The organism is Corynebacterium auriscanis (assembly GCF_030408435.1).
GTDB classification, from domain to species: Bacteria; Actinomycetota; Actinomycetes; order Mycobacteriales; family Mycobacteriaceae; genus Corynebacterium; species Corynebacterium auriscanis.
In genome coordinates this window covers 1,167,036-1,185,362 of record NZ_CP047046.1, presented here as the reverse complement: position 1 = coordinate 1,185,362, position 18,327 = coordinate 1,167,036, and the positions used below count along the sequence as shown (strand labels likewise).

At 58.8% G+C, this 18,327-nt stretch carries 17 protein-coding genes; 9 read left to right on the top strand and 8 right to left on the bottom strand.

The genetic code is table 11. From position 1 onward, the window contains the following. Positions 1–31: 31 nt before the first annotated feature. Positions 32–793, top strand: a complete 762-nt coding sequence (locus tag CAURIC_RS04945) for an SDR family NAD(P)-dependent oxidoreductase (protein WP_235700622.1) — start codon at positions 32–34, stop codon at positions 791–793. Here the strand turns inward: CAURIC_RS04945 and CAURIC_RS04940 are convergent. Then, entirely contained in the window at positions 790–1,104 is a 315-nt protein-coding gene (locus CAURIC_RS04940) for a hypothetical protein (RefSeq protein ID WP_035112742.1), read from the bottom strand. The two genes, CAURIC_RS04945 and CAURIC_RS04940, sit on opposite strands and share 4 nt — an antisense overlap. Positions 1,105–1,438: 334 nt before the next feature. Here CAURIC_RS04940 and CAURIC_RS04935 point away from each other — a divergent pair, with 334 nt between their 5' ends. From CAURIC_RS04935 to CAURIC_RS04925, 3 genes are read left to right on the top strand one after another with little or no spacing between them, the layout of a single operon-like run. Continuing rightward, the gene (locus CAURIC_RS04935; RefSeq protein WP_282938594.1) at positions 1,439–1,894 is read left to right on the top strand and encodes an FxsA family protein; all 456 of its coding nucleotides are present in this window, start codon (positions 1,439–1,441) and stop codon (positions 1,892–1,894) included. Next, a complete protein-coding gene (gene lnt, locus CAURIC_RS04930) occupies positions 1,894–3,615 on the top strand; it encodes an apolipoprotein N-acyltransferase (RefSeq protein WP_083284042.1) in 1,722 nt (573 codons plus the stop codon). Before CAURIC_RS04935 ends, lnt begins: the two co-directional genes overlap by 1 nt. 22 nt (positions 3,616–3,637) lie before the next feature. After that, a complete protein-coding gene (locus tag CAURIC_RS04925; RefSeq protein ID WP_035112744.1) occupies positions 3,638–4,432 on the top strand; it encodes a polyprenol monophosphomannose synthase in 795 nt (264 codons plus the stop codon). 139 nt (positions 4,433–4,571) lie between these two features. On the opposite strand, the gene CAURIC_RS04920 is transcribed toward CAURIC_RS04925, so the two are convergent. Then, a complete protein-coding gene (locus CAURIC_RS04920; RefSeq protein ID WP_035112746.1) occupies positions 4,572–4,943 on the bottom strand; it encodes an RNA polymerase-binding protein RbpA in 372 nt (123 codons plus the stop codon). A gap of 110 nt (positions 4,944–5,053) precedes the next feature. Between CAURIC_RS04920 and CAURIC_RS04915 the strand changes: the two genes are divergently transcribed. Genes CAURIC_RS04915 through mgtE form a run of 4 tightly spaced genes read left to right on the top strand, consistent with a single transcriptional unit; the run spans position 5,054 to position 7,787 of the window. Further along, positions 5,054–5,452 carry a hypothetical protein gene (locus CAURIC_RS04915; protein ID WP_084588045.1) on the top strand — a complete coding sequence of 133 codons (399 nt, stop codon included), beginning with the start codon at positions 5,054–5,056 and terminating at the stop codon, positions 5,450–5,452. A gap of 59 nt (positions 5,453–5,511) precedes the next feature. Then, positions 5,512–6,210, top strand: coding sequence for a YceI family protein (locus CAURIC_RS04910; protein ID WP_035112750.1), 699 nt, complete (start codon positions 5,512–5,514; stop codon positions 6,208–6,210). 23 nt (positions 6,211–6,233) lie between these two features. Beyond that, positions 6,234–6,398: a hypothetical protein gene (locus CAURIC_RS04905; protein WP_168155981.1), complete on the top strand. Its 165-nt coding sequence runs from the start codon at positions 6,234–6,236 to the stop codon at positions 6,396–6,398. Between the two features lie 3 nt (positions 6,399–6,401). Then, on the top strand, positions 6,402–7,787 hold the full coding sequence (gene mgtE, locus CAURIC_RS04900; protein WP_084588046.1) for a magnesium transporter: 1,386 nt from the start codon (positions 6,402–6,404) through the stop codon (positions 7,785–7,787). A 421-nt stretch (positions 7,788–8,208) separates the two neighbouring features. Here the strand turns inward: mgtE and CAURIC_RS04895 are convergent, their stop codons facing one another. The 5 genes from CAURIC_RS04895 to CAURIC_RS04875 all read right to left on the bottom strand — a co-directional run bounded on the left by CAURIC_RS04895 (position 8,209) and on the right by CAURIC_RS04875 (position 15,367). Then, positions 8,209–8,892, bottom strand: coding sequence for a potassium channel family protein (locus CAURIC_RS04895; protein ID WP_035112752.1), 684 nt, complete (start codon positions 8,890–8,892; stop codon positions 8,209–8,211). Continuing rightward, positions 8,885–10,255, bottom strand: coding sequence for a TrkH family potassium uptake protein (locus CAURIC_RS04890; protein ID WP_052094624.1), 1,371 nt, complete (start codon positions 10,253–10,255; stop codon positions 8,885–8,887). The genes CAURIC_RS04895 and CAURIC_RS04890 overlap by 8 nt, the downstream gene beginning before the upstream one ends. 358 nt (positions 10,256–10,613) lie before the next feature. Continuing rightward, on the bottom strand, positions 10,614–12,083 hold the full coding sequence (locus tag CAURIC_RS04885) for a lipase family protein (RefSeq protein ID WP_083284036.1): 1,470 nt from the start codon (positions 12,081–12,083) through the stop codon (positions 10,614–10,616). Positions 12,084–12,246: 163 nt separating this feature from the next. Further along, positions 12,247–13,626 carry an amidase family protein gene (locus tag CAURIC_RS04880; RefSeq protein ID WP_070434024.1) on the bottom strand — a complete coding sequence of 460 codons (1,380 nt, stop codon included), beginning with the start codon at positions 13,624–13,626 and terminating at the stop codon, positions 12,247–12,249. Next, complete coding sequence (locus CAURIC_RS04875; protein WP_070434023.1) at positions 13,619–15,367, bottom strand: FAD-binding dehydrogenase; 1,749 nt, start codon at positions 15,365–15,367, stop codon at positions 13,619–13,621. Before CAURIC_RS04875 ends, CAURIC_RS04880 begins: the two co-directional genes overlap by 8 nt. Positions 15,368–15,523: 156 nt before the next feature. On the opposite strand from CAURIC_RS04875, the gene CAURIC_RS04870 reads away from it, so the two are divergent. After that, positions 15,524–16,927, top strand: a complete 1,404-nt coding sequence (locus tag CAURIC_RS04870; RefSeq protein WP_141739652.1) for an MFS transporter — start codon at positions 15,524–15,526, stop codon at positions 16,925–16,927. Between the two features lie 13 nt (positions 16,928–16,940). Here CAURIC_RS04870 and CAURIC_RS04865 read toward each other — a convergent pair whose 3' ends face one another. Next, positions 16,941–18,227: a class I SAM-dependent methyltransferase gene (locus CAURIC_RS04865; RefSeq protein ID WP_035112755.1), complete on the bottom strand. Its 1,287-nt coding sequence runs from the start codon at positions 18,225–18,227 to the stop codon at positions 16,941–16,943. Positions 18,228–18,327: the final 100 nt, after the last annotated feature.

Genomic DNA, 18,327 nt, shown 5'->3' with positions numbered 1-18,327 from the left:
ACCCTATCCAGCCCAGAGTCAGGAGCACACCTTGAAGCCCAAACCACAGCCCTTGCAAGGGCAGAAAGTAGCTATTTTTGGCGCGACCAGCGAGATCGGCGGAGAGATCGCCCTCCGGCTGGCCTCTGGTAACCACATGGTGCTCGCCGGCCGGCGGATGGAGGCTCTCGAACTGCTGGCAGCTAAGGTGCGACAGGCCGGCGCAACAGGTGTGGATACTTTGTTTTTCGACGCCACGGACTGCCCAAGCCACGGTGTGCTCCTAGAAACAATCGAATCCACTGGTGCGATTGACGTTGCCCTCGCAATGTTTGGTGTGCTCGGCGACCAGCAACGCGCGGAAGAGGATTCCGACGAAGTGGAAAAGATTATTCACACGGATTTCACCGCGCAGGCAGTTTTACTGACGGAGCTGTCGTCTCGCATGAAAAAGCGGGGGAGGGGAACCATAGTGGCGTACTCCTCCATTGCGGGTGCGCGCGTTCGCCGACCCAATTACGTCTACGGTTCTGCAAAGGCGGGCCTGGACGGTTTTTGTCAAGGCATGCAGGATGCATTGCGGGGCACCGGGGTGCGCTTGCTGGTCGTGCGGCCTGGATTCGTGATCGGGCGTATGACTGAAGGAATGGATCCCGCACCGATGTCTTCCACTCCGGATGTCGTTGCGCAGGCGACCGTGGATGCAATCGCCGATAGTTCCCAGTGGGACGTGTGGATACCACGAAAGCTCAAGGCACTGGCGGCCATTATGCCGGCAGTACCTCGAGCTATCTGGCGCCGCGCGCCACGTTAGATGCGGAACAAGTTGTAAAAGATCGTGCGCAGCATACCGAAAGCGGTCACGATCGCCGTGGCCCCCAAGATGCCAACAAGAACCTTCAGCATGGGGTGCATCTGGTCCCAAGTTTCGTTGCCGGTTTCGGACGACTGCAGGGAATCGCTGCTGATGAACTTGTCCTTATCTGCCTCACTCGAACCGCTGCTCAACTTGGACTCCACCGCAGAGGACAGCTGATCCGTATTCTGCGCTTGAGCAGCTGGAAGGGTGCTCAAGGTGAGGGCGGCGGCCAGGCCTACGACTAGAGAGGTTCGGCGCATCTTCATGGGTTGGGTCATCCTTTACTTGACGCAGTAGAAGCTGTGATGCTGGCGCCGTGCAACAACGGCGGTAGCTCAGCGCAGGTCACTGCAGAGACGTAATCGTTACGTAATTGTAACATCGCCAGCTTAACCCTCGTGCTGCTATCGCTCAAACCTGGCATGAACCCGTGTGGTCTAGGCAGCAGCCAAGCAGCACCGACCCAATCCGGTGTCGATCCACCGGCACATGCACCCCGCTCAGTACAATATTTAGAGATATAGCGCGCCACGTGCGCGTATCCCCGCCCATCCACACCAACCGCGCTATCGCCGGCGCTTAGGAGAGTGTCCTTCCCTCATGCCTCAGTTCCTACTGGGTTACCTTCTGATTGAACTCGTAGCATTCCTCGCCCTGGGCTGGGCCGTTGGGTTCGGCTGGGCTTTATTGATTGTCCTCGGCTTGTTCATCCTGGGAATCGCCGTGGCGATGTGGCAGATGCGCTCTCTGGCTACTCGGGTAGCGCAGCGAACCGACCGCCCTGGCGCGCTGACGGGCGATGCGGCTCTATCGTGCGTGGGGGCCGTATTCGTGGCCCTGCCCGGTTTGGTCTCTAGCCTCTTGGGATTGCTGTTGTTGCTGCCGCCCACGCGCGCACTGGTCAGGCGCATCATCTCCGTTCGAGCCCAGCGTGCACTGCAGAACTTCGGCGGCTCGTCGTTCGTGACGGTCTCCGGTTTCGGCGCACCACAATCGAAGAACGTTCCCGGCTGGGGTGAAGTCATTGACCACCGCGACGACGAATTCAAGCGTTGATGTCCACTCGCGCAATCTCCCGCCCCATTAAGCCTGCCCGCCTCGGCAAATCCGTCCGCTCGTGGACCACTGACCTACTTCGCTTTCTTGGGGCCGCTTTCAGTGGGGTCATGCTCTTCGCCTCGTTCCAACCCACCGGCTTGTGGTGGGCGGCCCCACTGGGAATGGCGCTGTTCTTCTTCTCAGTCAGTCAACAGCGCAGCATCGTGCTGGCGTGGGTCCAGGGTCTTGTTCTCTATGCCCTCTTGCTGCCCTGGGTGGGGGAATTCGTTGGCGCGACCGCGTGGATTGCGCTCGCGCTGGTGCAGTCGCTGTATTCCTTATTGTTCGGTGTGGGCCTCAAGGGCCTGCTCGCCACCCGCCAACGCGTACTTGCCGTTTTCCCTTTCCGCTTTGCCCTCATTGCTGCGTGGTTCATCGCGACAGAATTCCTACGGTCGAACTGGCCCTTCGGTGGTTTCCCTTGGGGTCGCCTAGCGTGGGGTCAGGTTGACGGTCCGTTCGCCTCCTTGATCTCGCTAGGTGGCCCAGCCCTAGTTTCCTTCACCGTCGTTTTCACCGGCGGGTTGCTATCGGTCCTCATCGGGTGGGCACTGGCGCGCCTGGCCACACGCTGGCGCACGCTCCGGGTGGTTACTGCCGCCGCGCCCGTGACGTCCGCCCGTCCGGCATGGTCGGCTGTACTCGTCGCGGTGATCATTCTGGTCGGCGGTGGCATGCAGCTAGCTCACCCTTCGTCGGGCTCATCAGTTTCTTCTATCGACGACGCCACGCTGGTCAACGTCGCCGCCATCCAGGGGAACGTGCCTCGCCTGGGGTTGGACTTCAACGCGCAGCGCCGGGCGGTGTTGGATAACCATGCGAAGGCAACGGATGAGTTGGTCCACAGCGTTTCGACGGGCCAAGCTGCCCAACCCGACGTGGTGTTCTGGCCCGAGAACGCTTCAGACATCAATCCTTTCCTCAACGCCGATGCCCGCGCCGTCATCACGAACTCCCAATCCGCAGTGAAAGCCCCGATGCTGGTTGGAACTGTCAGCCCCGAGCACAACACCATGGTGGTGTTCGACGAGCACGGCGCAGGGGAAAGCCACGTCAAGAAGTACCTACAGCCATTCGGGGAATATATGCCGTTGCGCGACCTGCTGCGCAAGGTCAGCCCCCTAGTCGACCAAGCTGGAAATCTTCAACCGGGGAATGACAATGGCGTCGTCCACATGACAAGCCAAGCAGGTAAAAAAGCGGGAACAACTATCCCTGTCGGAGTGGCAACCTGTTACGAGGTGAGCTTCGACGGTGCTTTCCGTTCTGCGGTGCGCGGGGGAGCGCAGTTACTGACCAGCCCCACGAACAACGCCACATTCGGTTTTACCGAAATGACGTACCAACAGCTGGCGATGAGCCGAATGCGCGCCATGGAGTACGACCGCGCGGTGGTAGTGGCTGCGACCTCCGGAGTTTCGGCTATTGTGGAGCCGAACGGAAATGTGGTGCAACGCAGCAACATATTCACCCGTGACGTTTTGCAGGCCGATGTTCCCTTACGGGATACACTAACTCCGTCCGCACGGGTAGGTCCTTGGGTCGAGTGGGTCATTGCCAGCATTGGCACGCTCGCTGCTCTAGCATTAATTGTTGTTGCGCGATCTCATGGTCGGCGGTCTCACATCAACGACCCCGGACACCGCGAAAATAGCAACCGCAAAACCATAAACCACTAACACCTAGAGAGGTTTCCACACTATGGCCAAGCTCAGCGATAAAACGCTGGTCATCATTCCGACGTTCAACGAGCGCGAGAACCTGCCGTTGATCGTCGATCGCCTATTCAAGGCGGAGCCGGAGCGCGTGGACGTACTCGTGGTTGACGATGCCAGCCCAGACGGCACCGGCGACATTGCCGATGAGATGGCAGCCAAGGATTCCCGCATTCATGTCCTACACCGCCAGGGCAAGGGCGGGTTGGGCGGTGCTTACATCGCCGGTTTCCGCTGGGGCCTCGACAACGGTTACGAAGTGCTGTGCGAGATGGACGCCGACGGTTCTCACGCACCTGAGCTGCTTCACCTGCTGCTGGATCGCATTGATGCCGGCGCGGAGCTGGTCCTGGGTTCCCGTTACGTTAAGGGTGGCAAAACCGTGAACTGGCCAGCTAGTCGCCAGATCCTATCTCGTGCAGGCAACATCTACGCTTCGCTCGCTCTGGGGGCCGGGCTGTCCGATATCACCGGTGGTTACCGTGCCTACCGTCGCGAGGTACTGGAGGCCATTGACCTAGACGCCGTCGATTCAGCCGGCTACGTTTTCCAGGTCGACCTGGCATGGCGCGCGATCGAGGCGGGCTTCGACGTACGCGAAGTTCCCATTACATTCACGGAGCGCGAAATCGGCGATTCCAAGATGAGTGGCAACATTGTGGGTGAGGCCTTGGTGCAAGTAACCAAATGGGGGCTTGCACACCGCGCGGATCAGATCAAGAACTTCTCTTCCGAGTTCTGGCGCATCGGTTCCGGTACCGTTCGCAACATGTTCAACTAATCCCGCTGTTCAACTAGTCTCGGGGGGCCACGGCGGCCGTTGCGACTGTGGCTACGGCGATAGTACGGGTACGCAAAGAGCCCGGGTGAGGAAACCTTCTTCCTTACCCGGGCTTGTTGTATTCGAACGATGCACTACATTAACGTTGCGCTTCTTGTTCCTTCATCAGCTTGACTGCTTGACGCCGACGCTTTCGCAGCAACTCAATGCGTTCTTCCAACAGCACGTCCAACTCTTCCATACTGCGACGCTCGCACAGCATGTCCCAGTGGGTGCGTGGTGGCTTGACCGGCTTCGATTCCTGGCCTTCGCCCTCCATGAGCGTGCCAAGCATGCCGTTCTTGCACTGCCATTCCTGAGGGATTTCAGCGTCATCGGCGAAGGGAACCTCGTAAACCTCGCCATTATCGGTCTGGTAACGGGCGATACGACGCGGTGCGAGATCGTGATCACGATCTGTTTCATACGACACCGCTCCCATACGACTGCCCCGCAGGACCCGATCTGCCATCCTGAAACCTCACTCCATAAATAGATTTGGTGAAACTCTTTTCGCCCCGCACAAAATACTATGCAACGCGACCTATAAAGCTTAACGGATAGCCGATAGTATTTGTTCCCATGGCTGGCATCTCTGCGCGTTCCTCGAATTCCCCGCACCACTGCAAGTGGTGCGGTCGAGCCATCACTGACCAACCCAGCCGCGGACGTCGCCGCCACTACTGCAGCCAAGCATGTCGTCAACGCGCCTACGAACACCGAAACCTCACCACTCACCCCGCCTCAGCGACGGAGAATGAGCACCCAAGTGGCACGGTAACGTTGGGGCCCAAGGCGGCGTCGAACCTAAAAGATCTGATGTACCAACTACGGTGCGCCGCCGAAGATGTCCGTACCGCCGCCGAAGAAAAGGCTAGCCACGACGAAATCCGGGGGCTAGCCGACGAAGTCTTGCAGTTAGCACAAAGCATCGAGCGAATCCGCGCACTAGGGCCCGCTGAAGGGCCCGCTGAGAAGTAGCAACCGTGGTGCAATGGCACCAGTTGGTAGCCGGTGGGCCGGGGGATAGGGTAGGAGGTATGCGTAAGGGAATAATCACACTGGGTGTCATCGGAATCATCGTGTTCGCCCTGATGGCCGTGGGGCCCATCGCTTACAATCTGCTGTCCAACCGGGGGTTGCAGACCGCGGATATCTCGGAAGGCGGACCGGCGGCGACTGTCGGAACCGATGGCTCGTGGCAAGTGACGAAGGGGGCCGGCGCAAACCGCACACAGGCGGGATACACCTTCAACGAAATCCTGCCGGGACAGCGCAAAACCACGTCCGGACGTGCAGATAATGCTCAGGACGACAACGTGACTGGGCAAATGCGCGTGACCGACGGGAAACTGGAGGAGGCCGTAGTAACCGTCAAGGTCGCAGCGATTTCCAGTGATGTGGAAAAACGCGATATCAACGTTCGCCGGCGCATCCTGGAAACCGATGCGTTCCCGGAGGCCAGTTTCACTCTAACCAAACCGGTCGATATTTCGCACGTACCCGACGATGGTAAGCCCGCCGAGGTGCAGGTGACGGGCGATCTGAAGTTGCACGGTGTGTCCAAACAGGTTCCAGTTACACTCAAGGTGTTGCGCACGGGGGAAAACATCGTTGTCTCAGGCAATGTCCCCGTGCACCGCAGTGACTTCGGATTGGAATCGCCCGAATTTGTGGCCGCAAAGATCGCGGAAGAAGGCACCATCGACCTGCTGCTCGTCTTCGAACAGCGCAAGTAATTGGAGGCAGAATGTCACCGGAAATGATGAACCTCTCCCGCATTATGCGGGCAGTTGTGCTGGTGGGTTTCGGCGCGTACATGGTGTTTGTCGGTATCGGCGGGAACCCGCTGGGTTGGGTGTTTGCCGCAGTGTGCATGGTGTTTTTCCTCCTCACAGCATGGCAAATTGCGAAGGCGAGGAAGTAAGCAATGACCGCTACCCGGGTAGATCCCAGGAAGGACCTGCCGGAAGACCGCGAATTGCCGCGCTTGCTGGCCTCCCGTGATGAGCGCGAGCTAGTATCGGCCCAGCGGTGGCTTGCCGAACAAACCAGTGTTGATATCGCCGCTGAATTGGGGCGATTAAAGCCTGAGTTACAGGCGGTTGCGTTTCGGCTGTTGGATAAGGAACGCGCGCTCAGTGTGTTCGAGTACTTGGACCCACCGCACCAGGCGGATTTGCTGGAGGCACTCCGCGATGAGCATGTAGGCGAATTGTTTGGATCCATCGCTGCTGACGACCGCGCGGCGCTCTTGGATGAGATGCCAGCCAAAGTCGCCTCGCGCCTGCTTCGTGACCTACCGCAGGAAGATCGCCGGGCCACCTCGGTACTGCTGGGATATCCTGCCCGGTCCGCTGGGCGCGCAATGCTACCTGTCACGGTGGTTTTATCCTCGGATTCAAATAGGGAAGAAGCGCTCGAGAAACTCCAGCTGCGTGGGGAGGCCTTTGCCACCGTCCCCGTCACCGACAATTCCCGCCGGTTAATCGGGATGGTGAACTTGGCGGACCTCGTGACCGCGCCCGCTGGCACTCCAGTGAGTGACGTGCTGCAGTCCGAGAAGCACCGCGTGTATGCCCATGACGACCAGGAATTCGCGGCCAGATTGGTGCAAGAAGCTGACTTGTTGGCACTTCCGGTTGTCGATGAGGAAGACCGGCTGCTGGGGCTTCTTACGGTGGACGACGCCATGGAGATCCTTGAGGACGAAGAAACCGAGGATGCCTATCGTTCCGGTGGCCAAGAGCCACTCAACGAGCCATACCTGACTGCAACGGTGTTCACGTTGGCCCGCAAGCGCGGGCTGTGGTTGATTGTGCTCATTTTCGCGGCGTTTTTGACCATCAACGTCATGGAAGTGTTTGAATCCACTCTGGAAAAAGTGGTGGTGCTCAGTGTGTTCGTTCCCATGATTATCGGTACTGGTGGCAATGCGGGTTCGCAGGCGGCCAGTTCGGTGGTTCGTGCCCTAGCTATTGATGAAGTACGCCCCAGTGATGTTTTCCGCGTGATCTGGCGCGAGGTGCGCGTAGGATTCCTACTGGGTGTTTTCCTTGGAGCGGTGATTTTCCCCATCGTGGCCCTGCTGTATTATCCGCAAGTCGCAGCCACAATTTCCTTGGCGATCGTGTGCATTTGCTCGTGGGCATGCATCGTCGGAGGCATGTTGCCGTTGGTGGCTAAAAAGCTCGGTGTGGACCCTGCCGTGTTCTCCACCCCTGTGGTCTCCACCTTGGTCGATGCAACCGGTTTGATTATCTACTTCACCATTGCGGGGGCGATTATGGCGGAGCAGATCGCGGCGGCAGGGTAGTGCGGCAACAGGGCAATTCAGCAGCAACGCCGGGGTAGGAGCACGGGGGCGGTGTGCGCAGCAAAACCGGGGTAACTGTGCCGAACCGGGCTGTTTTACATAGGTCGTCACCTCTGCGGGTGAATTTATTGGGGTCTGGGCGGTTCGGCTGGGTACGGGGGCAGTCTCGGACGCCCCGGCGCCCGTATCCTCCCGCTGAACAGCGAAAGAAAACGAATGTGCAGCAGAACTCCAACAAAAACGCGTCATTTTGTCAGAGTTCTGCTGCACATTGTGCGGACTGGTGGCTGGGCAGCCCGCCCGGCACCCTTCGTTGCCAGAGTTCTGCTGCACATTGTGCGGACTGGCGGCTGGGCACCCCCGCCCGGCACCCTTCGTTGCCAGAGGAGGGGAGCGCCCAACCGCCACCGTTCGGGTTGAATTATCCGAATTTCTCGAGCGCCGAGAGCTCGCCGGCAACGATGATAAGGTCTTCGGAGCTCAAGCGGGTATCGGAAGTAATGGGTTGCCAATCACCGTTAACACGGGCTTGCACAACCCACACGCCCGCCCGGGCCGACAACGCTTCGTTGTCTACAGGGCCGCCCTGCAAGAAAGCAGGTGGGTGCATTTTGATCATGCCGAAATCCTCATCGAACTCCGCGAAGTCCTGGAAACGCCCGCCCAAAAGGTGAGCCACGCGGCGCCCCGTATCGCGTTCCGGTCGCACCACGTGGTGCACACCGATCTGAGTCAAGATGCGCGCGTGCGCCTTGGAATCGGCCTTAGCCCACACATCGGGCACTCCGAGCTCCAACAGGGCCGAGGCCGTGAGGATCGACGATTCTAGGGAGGAACCGATGCCCAGAACCACGCGGTCAAAGTCACCGATCCCAAGCTGCTGCAGCGCATCCATATCGGTGGTATCCGCCACGGCAGCATCTGTGAGCTCACTCTTGCACTGCTCAACGAGGCGGGCATCGGCATCGACACCCAAGACTTCCACGCCGTGAGCGGTCAGCTCTTTCGCGAGCGAAGAACCGAAGCGTCCGAGCCCGAGAACAGCAACAGGGGGAATATTGATTTTTGCCCGATTTTTTGCGGACGGGCCAAAGAACCTAACCAATGAACGGCCTTTCTTCTGGGTATTCGAAACGACGCTTGAACTTTTTCAAAGCCATCGCCGTGACCAATGTGATTGGCCCGATGCGACCAAGATACATGATCGCGATGAGGATGCCCTGTGAGGCACCGCTGAGGTAAGGGGTGATACCAGTGGAGAGACCAACGGTAGAAAAGGCGGAGAGGGTCTCCAACACCACTTGGTCTGCGGTGAACTGCGGGTCCAGCGTGCGGATGAGCACGATGGCCGTCACTACGAGAGCCACGCCGAAGCTCACCACGGTGAGTGCGCGGCGAATGGTGGAGGGACTAATGCGCCTTCGGTTAATGGTGACGCTGTTTTCACCACGAAATTCGGTCAACATCGCAGCCAGGATGATGGCCGCGGTCGTGATGCGGATGCCACCGGCGGTACCACCGGATCCGCCGCCGATGAACATCAAGATGTCCGTTCCCATAAGAGTAGACGGGTGCAGCATGCCGTAATCGACGGCATTGAACCCTGCGGTTCTAGCCGTAGCTGATCCGAAGAAGCTCAACAACATCTTGTCGTGAAAAGCTAGGGGAGCAAGGGTGGCCTTCCATTCGAAGAACGCGTACCAAATCCAGCCTGCGACCAGAAGAAATGCCGTACCCCACAAGGTGACAGTGGCGGTTACCGAAAAGCGTACGTTATCACTGCGGTTACGGGGGTTGAGGATTCGCCGACGTGCCTTGTTAAAGATTTCCAACAGGACTTGGAAACCCACCCCGCCGACGATCAGTGCGAAAGCGATGGGAAGGATGACCGCAGCATCGGTAGCCAGGCTAATGAGGTTATCGGAGTAGATGCTGAATCCCGCGTTATTGAATGCGGAAATCGCGTGGAATACACCGTGCCACACAGCTTGTCCAAAGGGCCTATCGTATCCAAAGTGGAAACGACAGGCGAGGAAGATGGCCACAAGGAACTCGGTGCCCGCCATAAACACAAGTGTCATAACAAGCGTTTTGCGCACGCTGCTAGCATCCTGCGTTCGACCTTCTGCCAAGGTATTGAGCTGCGAGCGGAGACTCAAGCGCCCAGTCAGCATCATGGCGGCCAAGGATGTCAGACTCATGACGCCGAACCCGCCAAGCTGAATCAACGTAATAATGACAACCTGGCCGAAGCTAGTCCAATGGGTCGCCGTATCCTCAACGACTAGTCCCGTCAGCGATACAGCACTTGTGGCTGTAAAGAGAGACGGCAGAAAGTCCGTCGCCGTTCCGTCGGTTGATGACACCGGCAGCATCAAGACGAACGTACCGATGAGGATCAGTACGATAAAACCCACGGCGACCACTTGGGTGGGATGCAACCGTGGTGTTGTTGCGTTAGTTTGCACGAAGGATAACCCTAGACCCAGAGTCGCAATATGGCTAGCACAACGACGATACTCGCCGGATAAATCTAAACGCTTTTTTAATGGGTAACGTACCACCAGCTTGTGCAGGTAATGAGCTACCAGTAATGACCTCGAGCTATAGCGAGCGTTCAGCCCTTTAGCCGATAATATATATTATGACACTTCGCGGATGAAGGGGCGCCGGCCCCCTTATGGGCACCCAACCCCCTAACCCAAAACTCAACCCCCTAACCCAAAACTCAACCCCCTAACCCATAACTCAACCCCTCATTCATGTCAGCCGGATGCGCTCCGCTGAGTCATATCACCCGAATAAGCTACTGGGCACCCACCCCGGCTAGCTGCTACCCAGCACACTGGACCCCACAGCAACGTCAGATAAGTTCACCGCGCCCTCTGCAGACCCCTGCGCGCTGCCAATAGGATTGGCCTTTTCGGGAATTTGGCACGCACCCTTGACCGGCACACCGTTGAAGCGATCCAAAATGAACGGAATGCCGAATTCCGCGCCGGATATCGCTTGGACGAAGTGGTTGTAATCGCCAAGCTTGGCCATATAGTCATCTCGGTACAGGACGGACGTCCCCGCAGCACACCACTTCCGCGCCAAGTCCTTGGCTTGCTGATACTCCACATTGAGATCGTACCGACCGGAGACGATCATGACAGGCGCCGCCGGTATGGACTTTCCGATGCGTTGAGCTTCCATGGCAGCCTGCGCCTTCGGCATTGACTTCAACAGCTCATCCAGACTGCGCCCATCTTTCGTCCACATGGAGGTCGTCTGGTGCCCGTATTTTTCCGTGATCTCGTTCGTACACATCGTCTTCAGATCCTCCAGTGCGACCTTGCCTCGATCATTGAGATTGGCCTCCAAATCCGCCTGCAGCTCTGGATAGCGCTCCAGCAATCCGTTGATAGTAAAGCCAATCGCACCCACCAGGTCCGATCCGTCGATATTGCGCTGCACCGCATCCAAATCGGCCGGTGGAGCGGATGCATAAGCGCCCGCGGGATCCAGCTCTGGCGCATACGCGCCGATGGTTTCAATGGCAGCCGCAGCTGCTCCGCCACCCTGCGAGTGCCCATAGAATGACACCTTGCCGAAGTTCCCACCCTTTTCTTCCACCAGGTTGCGCGTAGCCCTAGCTGCATCGATCATGGCATGCGCCTGATCCAACCGGTTCATGTAGGTGTGCACACCCGCAGTGCCCATGCCCACATAATCTGTGACAACAACGCGCACGCCCTGGTTAGAAAAGACCCAGTCGTACATCCCTTCCAGCGCCACGGCGCGTTCCGAAGCAATAGGGTTAGGTTGGTTATCCAGTGGCCAGTTGCGCGATGGCGCACACTGATCACCCTGCCCCACCGTTCCACGCCCTACCACTACTGTTGGCCGGGGCCCCTTGCCTTTCCACTTCACGACTGGCTCCACGACGTAACCTGTGACGGGTACTTTCTGGCCGGTTTGTGTGGTGGAGGTGTACATAATCTTGTGCACAGAATTCGGCAGCTTGTAATCCAAGTTCCCGAAAACCCGACCATACGGCGCATCCTGGATTTTCACCACGTCTCCTGGGCGCCTACCGGAAACATCCACGAGATCATAGAACGGGTCATGATCACCCTTTTCCACGCGCGCCTCGCTGCCCGACGATCCTTCAGCACCCGACGACCCCGCCGTTGCCGCACCCGATCCTGGCGCGTCCTCTTCAGCAAAAGCTGTTCCCACCCCGCCCAGCGCTAGCCCGGGAATCATCAAGGCCGCCCACAAAACACGGCTTTGACGTGCATGAATCTTCATCAGTGTCCACCTTCCAGTTGAATCGAATCAATCGACACATTCAGTATGGTGATCCAACTCACAGGAAGGGTGGGATTTAATAAAAATTCTGTTTACAAAACTAATAACTACCCCCGGACGTGGTACTTAGCTATGCATAACCACCCCTGGACGTGGTACCCACCTACGCAACGGGGTGAAACCGACCAATCCTTTCTTCAATGCGCGCAGCCACGTCCAATAACAGGTCTTCCCCACCATCGCGCGAGGCCACCAATTGCACACTCACCGGCAAACCGTCGCGCCCTACCCCTACAGGAATGGCGATCGCGGGATGCCCACTGACGTTCCACGTGGCGGTGTACGCCACCGACGGCAAACTCGCCAGCTGTGCTGCAATAGTTCCCATCTGCATCAAGCGTCCAGCCTTTATCGGCCGACCTGCCACCGTCGGGGTTACGATCAGGTCGTACTGGCTAAAGATCTCCCGTTCAATGAGGTCCCCCAGCTGCTGCGAAGCCCGCCGGGCCCAATCATGCACCCGCTGCGGCATTGTCCACACCCCCATCAGGGCCGTCCGCTTGTGGCGCGGCTCGATCCTCTCGGGGTGATCTAACCCGGCGATCTCTTGGCGAATCCCAGCGTAGAACTGGGCTAGAAAGGCCGGCGTGGGGTCGGGGTAACTCAACTTTTTCTTCTCGACGCCATGCCCCGCACCCCTAAGCTCCTCACCAATCCTATGGACCGCGGCCACGTGATCTTCATGGGGAGGAGTGAGAGGGCTCACAGGGTGCGTATCCAGGACAACCCGCAAGGGGCGTTCCCATGCTGTCCGCGACCCTGCGGGTTGATGTTCATAACTGCCACGCAGGGCGTCGAATACCAGAGCAACATCAGCCACACAAGCGCCGAGCGGCCCGGCAGTCCCAAGCGATAACCAAAGGTCGGGGTAAGGATCTGTGGGCAGCACCCCCCGTCCTGGTTTCAGGCCCACGAGCCCGCAATGGGCAGCGGGAATGCGCACTGATCCGCCTCCGTCGCCACCAATAGCGACTGGCACCATGCCCGCAGCGATTGCCGCCGCTGTGCCGCCGGAGGATCCGCCTGGGGTGCGGGTAAGATCACGCGGGTTGCGAGTGATTCCCGTGGCTTCGGATTCGGTGAACGGGAATGCACCGAAGGCCGGCATGGCAGTCTTGCCGATGATGACGGCACCGGCGTTGCGGAGGCGCCGGACAATCTCGGAATCAGTAGTGCGAACCGATGTGTTGGCGTTGGTTCCAAACGTGGTCACGGTGCCGGCGACGTCGATTTCTTCCTTGATGGCGATAGGCACGCCGAACAGCGGGCCAGGTGTGGAAGTGGCCGCGCGGTCGAGTTGCCGAGCGGCTTCCAATGCCTCCTCGCGCAGAACTACGGTGAAAGCATTAATCAGGTCGTCTTTAGCATCGATGCGCTCCAGAGCAGCGTGGATTCCAACCTCGGCCCCCTCGGTTATGGCCGCTTCCCGCCACTGCGCCGCCGAGAATGCATGCCATGGAAGGTCGAAGGAATGCTTACCCACGGTCTTCGCCTCGGGCGGTTTGAGATTCGCGCAGCAGGGCCTCGATCTGCGGTTTCAGGGCCTCACCCACACGCTTGCCCGAGTGGATACACCCACCCAAGAAGGTACCTTCCAGCGCATTCTTGCCATGCATTCCACCCCCACCGAAGCCCGAGACCTCGCCGGCGGCGTACAGGCCAGGCAGTACCGAGCCATCGGATTGCACGCAACGACCCGACAGATCAGTTTCAATACCGCCTAGAGTCTTACGGGTAAGGATGCGCATACGCACCGCAATCAGTGGTCCCTTGGACTCATCGAGCAACCGGTGCGGGGCAGCACAGCGGACAATCTTGTCACCCAAGTATCCGCGGGCGGTACGAATGTAGTTGATCTGGGAATCCTTGGAGAACTTGTTGTCGAGCTGGCTGTCGCGATCTTCGATCACGCGGCGTAGTTTTTGGGCATCGATGCGTGGGGCATCCTCCGCCGTGACCTCGTTCATACCTTCGACCAGATTGTCTAGGTCATCGGCAATCACCCAGTCTTCTCCGTGATCCATGAAATTTTGAATTGCAGGGTGAGTGCCCGGCCCAACCTTGGACAGCAAGTTCTTGAACTTCTTGATGGTGAGATCCGGGTTTTGCTCGGATCCAGAGAAGATAAACTCCTTATCGGCGATCGCCTTGGTCAGCACAAACCACGAATAGCCGTGCCCAGTGCGACCAATGTGCTCGAGGGTCGCGAGGTTATCTCCACCGGGGATAAGCGTGGTGGGCAGACGGTTACCTTCGGCATCCAACCACAGAGAGCTGGGGCCAGGGATAATGCGGATTCCGTGGGTAGGCCAAATGGGATCCCAATTCATCATGCCCTCGGTGTAGTGCCACATTCGATCAGTGTTCGTCAGGCGCGCGCCCGCCTGCTTCGAGATCTCAATCATGCGACCATCGACGTGCGCTGGCACACCCCGTACCAATTCCTTGGGGCATTCCCCCCAGCGCTCGGTGGGCCACGTGCGACGCACCAAATCCAAGTTGCCACCAATACCACCAGTGGTCACGACCACCGCGGGTGCACGAAGTTCGAAGTCGCCGACAACCTCGCGCGAGCTCGCCTGACCGCGCTCCAGATCCGTCGGTTCCAGCACACTACCGCGCACGCCGACCACGCGCACACCGTCCCCGTCGGGCTCAGTCAACAGCTCATCCACCTGGTGACGGAATCGGAACTCGATCTTGCCCTGGCGCTCGGCCTCCTCCAGAGGTTCGCGGAAAACGCGCACCACCTCGGGGCCGGTGCCCCATGTTAGATGGAACCGTGGAACCGAGTTTCCGTGCGCTGAGGCATCGCCGTGCCCGCGCTCGGCCCAGCCCACAGTGGGAACTACATGTAGCCCGAGAGCCTTAAGGTAGTCGCGTTTTTCATGGGTCGCGAAGCGAACGTATTCCCTACCCCACTTGCGTGGCCAATAGTCGTTGTCCGCATTGTCGTAGTCGGCGGAGTTCTCCCAGTCCCGCCACGCCAATTCCTCGCTGTCCTTTACACCCATCAGGCGTTGCTCGGGGCTGTTGACGTAGAACAATCCTCCCAGAGACCAAAACGCCTGCCCACCCAGATTGTTGCGGTTTTCCTGATCTAGTACGAGGACTTTCAATCCACTTTTCACCGCTTCGTGCGCTGCCACCAGTCCGGCCAGACCGGCGCCCACAATGATCACCGGAGCATCGGTGCGGTTGCGTTCAACGTTGGCATTCGTCATTTTGTTCTCCATTCCGTGACGTGTTTGTTCTGCAAAACACATTAGTGTTTTTACCCCTGTTGTGAATGCATATTCACGTTTTCCCTCCGGCGTTCGTCCGTTCGCATATCTTGCCTAATTAAGTTCACAACCCATACAGGAAAGAAGGAGGTTTGAATGTCGCAGTTTTCCACGGAAACCGGCAATCCCGTCACCCCAGACCCAGCCGGCGCGTCACCAGCCCTACCCGCCACCCCCATTGCAGACAAGACTGTGCGTCGTCGCATCATTCTCGCCTCCACGGTGGGTACGACCATTGAGTTCTACGACTTCTATGCATATGCCACGGCAGCCGTTGCCGTCTTCCCTCACCTGTTCTTCCCGAAGAATGACAACCCCACGGTCGCCCTCTTGGCTTCTTTTGCCACGTTCGGACTGGCCTTCGTTGCCCGCCCGTTGGGCTCTATCGTTTTCGGCCACTTCGGTGACCGCGCCGGCCGCAAAGTGACTTTGGTTGCATCTCTCCTGACCATGGGCATCGCTACCTTCATCATCGGTTTGCTGCCCACCTACGCCAGCATCGGTATCATCGCCCCGGCTATCTTGGCTCTCATGCGTTTCTGCCAAGGGCTGGGCCTCGGCGGTGAGTGGTCGGGCGCCGCGCTTCTAGCTACGGAGAACGCCGAGCCGGGCAAACGTGCCCGCGCCGCGATGTGGCCGCAGCTGGGTGCACCATTTGGCTTCATTCTGGCCAATGGTCTTTTCCTCATCCTCGTTATCGGCTTGGGCCACGAAAACGGCAAGACCGACGGCGCATTCATGCAGTGGGGTTGGCGCGTGCCATTCTTGCTGTCCGCTGTTATGGTCATCGTGGGCTTGTACGTGCGTTTCAAGCTGGAGGAAACCCCTGTGTTCCGGGAGGCCGTGGATAAGGGCAAGAAGCTCGACGCCCCCGTGCTCGATGTCTTCAAGGTCGCGTGGCGACCGTTAGTTCTGGGTACGTTCATCATGCTTTCGACGTACACGTTGTTCTACCTGGTGACCACGTGGGTCTTGTCCTACGGCATTGCGAACCCGGCCAAAACCCGGGGCCTAGGCATCCCCTATGTCGACTTCCTCAAACTGCAGCTGATCACCATCTGGTTCTTCGCTCTCGCCGTGCCAATCTCCGGTCGTTTGGCGGACCGCTTCGGCCGCAAGAACTACTTGGCCGTAATCTCCGTTCTGATGTTGGTTTTCGCGGCCAGCTTCTCCCTCTTCCTCAAGCAAGAAACCGCGACTGAATTCACCGTGGGTGTGTGGCTTGCCATCGGTATGGCATTAATGGGCCTGGTCTTTGGGCCAATGTCGGCCGTGTTGCCCGAGATGTTCCCCACCAATGTGCGCTACACCGGTTCGGGCATCTCGTACAACGTGGCCTCAATCTTGGGTGCAGCTGTGGCACCTTTTATCGCCACCGCGCTCGTGGCCTCCTACGGAGTACACGCGGTTGGTTTGTACTTGGGGGTTGCAACGGCAATCACCTTGGTCGCCGTCCTCTTGATGCGTGAAACCAGCCACGTGGACATGAAGGACATCTAGGTCCTCCTGCCACTTAGCTGCGCGGTTCGAAAACGAACTGCACGCAGTCGATATCCCCGGCGCTCATCAACGCCTGATGCAGCGCCAGCTGGTAATCCCACAAGCGGCGGAAAATGAGGTCGAACCCGGCCGCCGCAGCCTGCCGCTCACGCGCTAAAAAATTGCTCCGCCATAGCGGCAATGTGGCAGCCAGGTGCGAACCCAAGTAGTTCTCCGCCACCAGATTCAATTTCGTCGCGGATAACGTGGCCGCTCGCACCTCACCTACCAGCGGGTATTCCAGCGCGGGCCACACGTAGGCGCGCATCACGTCTAGGGAGCCTTTGGCGGTCTCGCGGGCGGTTGGCGTCGAAACTATAGATTGAACGACCGCCACCCCACCGCGAGCCAACATACGATCAATAGCCCGCAGGAAATGAGGGATCCCGGCGCGCCCCAGCGTCTCCATGCGTTCAATGGAAAAGATCACATCGTAACTGCCCGACCATTGGCGTGGTGAGGGGATACTCCCGACGATTCTTTCAATGCGCACGGCACCCGCAACTCCGGCAGCGCGGACGCGCGCACCGATAGTCTCGGCATGTTCGGCATCGCTGGTAAGGACATCCACGCTGGCCCCACGCTTTGCAGCTTGGATGGCCAGCGTGCCGCCCGAACTAGTCAGTTCCAACACTCGGTCCCCGGGGCCCACACCGGCCTCGTCGAGCATGCTTTCAATACGGCGCATTTGAGCATCGTCAAGGTCTTGGCGATCTACGTTGTCCGGCGCCCCGAAATATGTTAGATCCAGCGTGAGCTGGGTGGTTTTCTTCGCGCCGGGGGAAACGGGCACACTCACCGACTCCGTTGTGGTGGTGCGAGCTGCGGACTTGAATAACGCGGCACCCGTGGCGCGCGTTTCACCGGCGTAGAGCTCCACCAACCCATCTGGCACCTCGCCTGGTAAGGGGGCACCGAAGTTACCGTGCTTGCGTTTACGGTTCAGCAATGCCCCCAGCCGCCCCTCCAAGTTTTGCTGCAGCAGGATTTCTAGCACTTCGGGCAGGGGCTCTGCATCCCACTGCCCCAGCATGTAACTTTCTGCCACGCCCAACCACTCGTGGGCCACGATGCGGTCGAACAGCTCTCCGTCGTGCACATCCAGGAAAGGGGTGGTGGCTCCGGTGAGCGAAAGATCGTATTCCGCTGCGAGGGCTTCCAACCGCTTGGAGGCCTCCTCGGCCCGTCGGCCTTGAAAATGCGCATCGAGAGGCGCAACCAGGTGCGGCCAGCGCTTCGGATCAACATACTGCGTATTCATCCTCTCCACCACCGGTATTTAGCCTCCTCGATATCGTTATGGAACTCCCCCCGAAGTTACTAGCAAAACCACATCTTATAGTGCAGGCATCGCCGGTTTA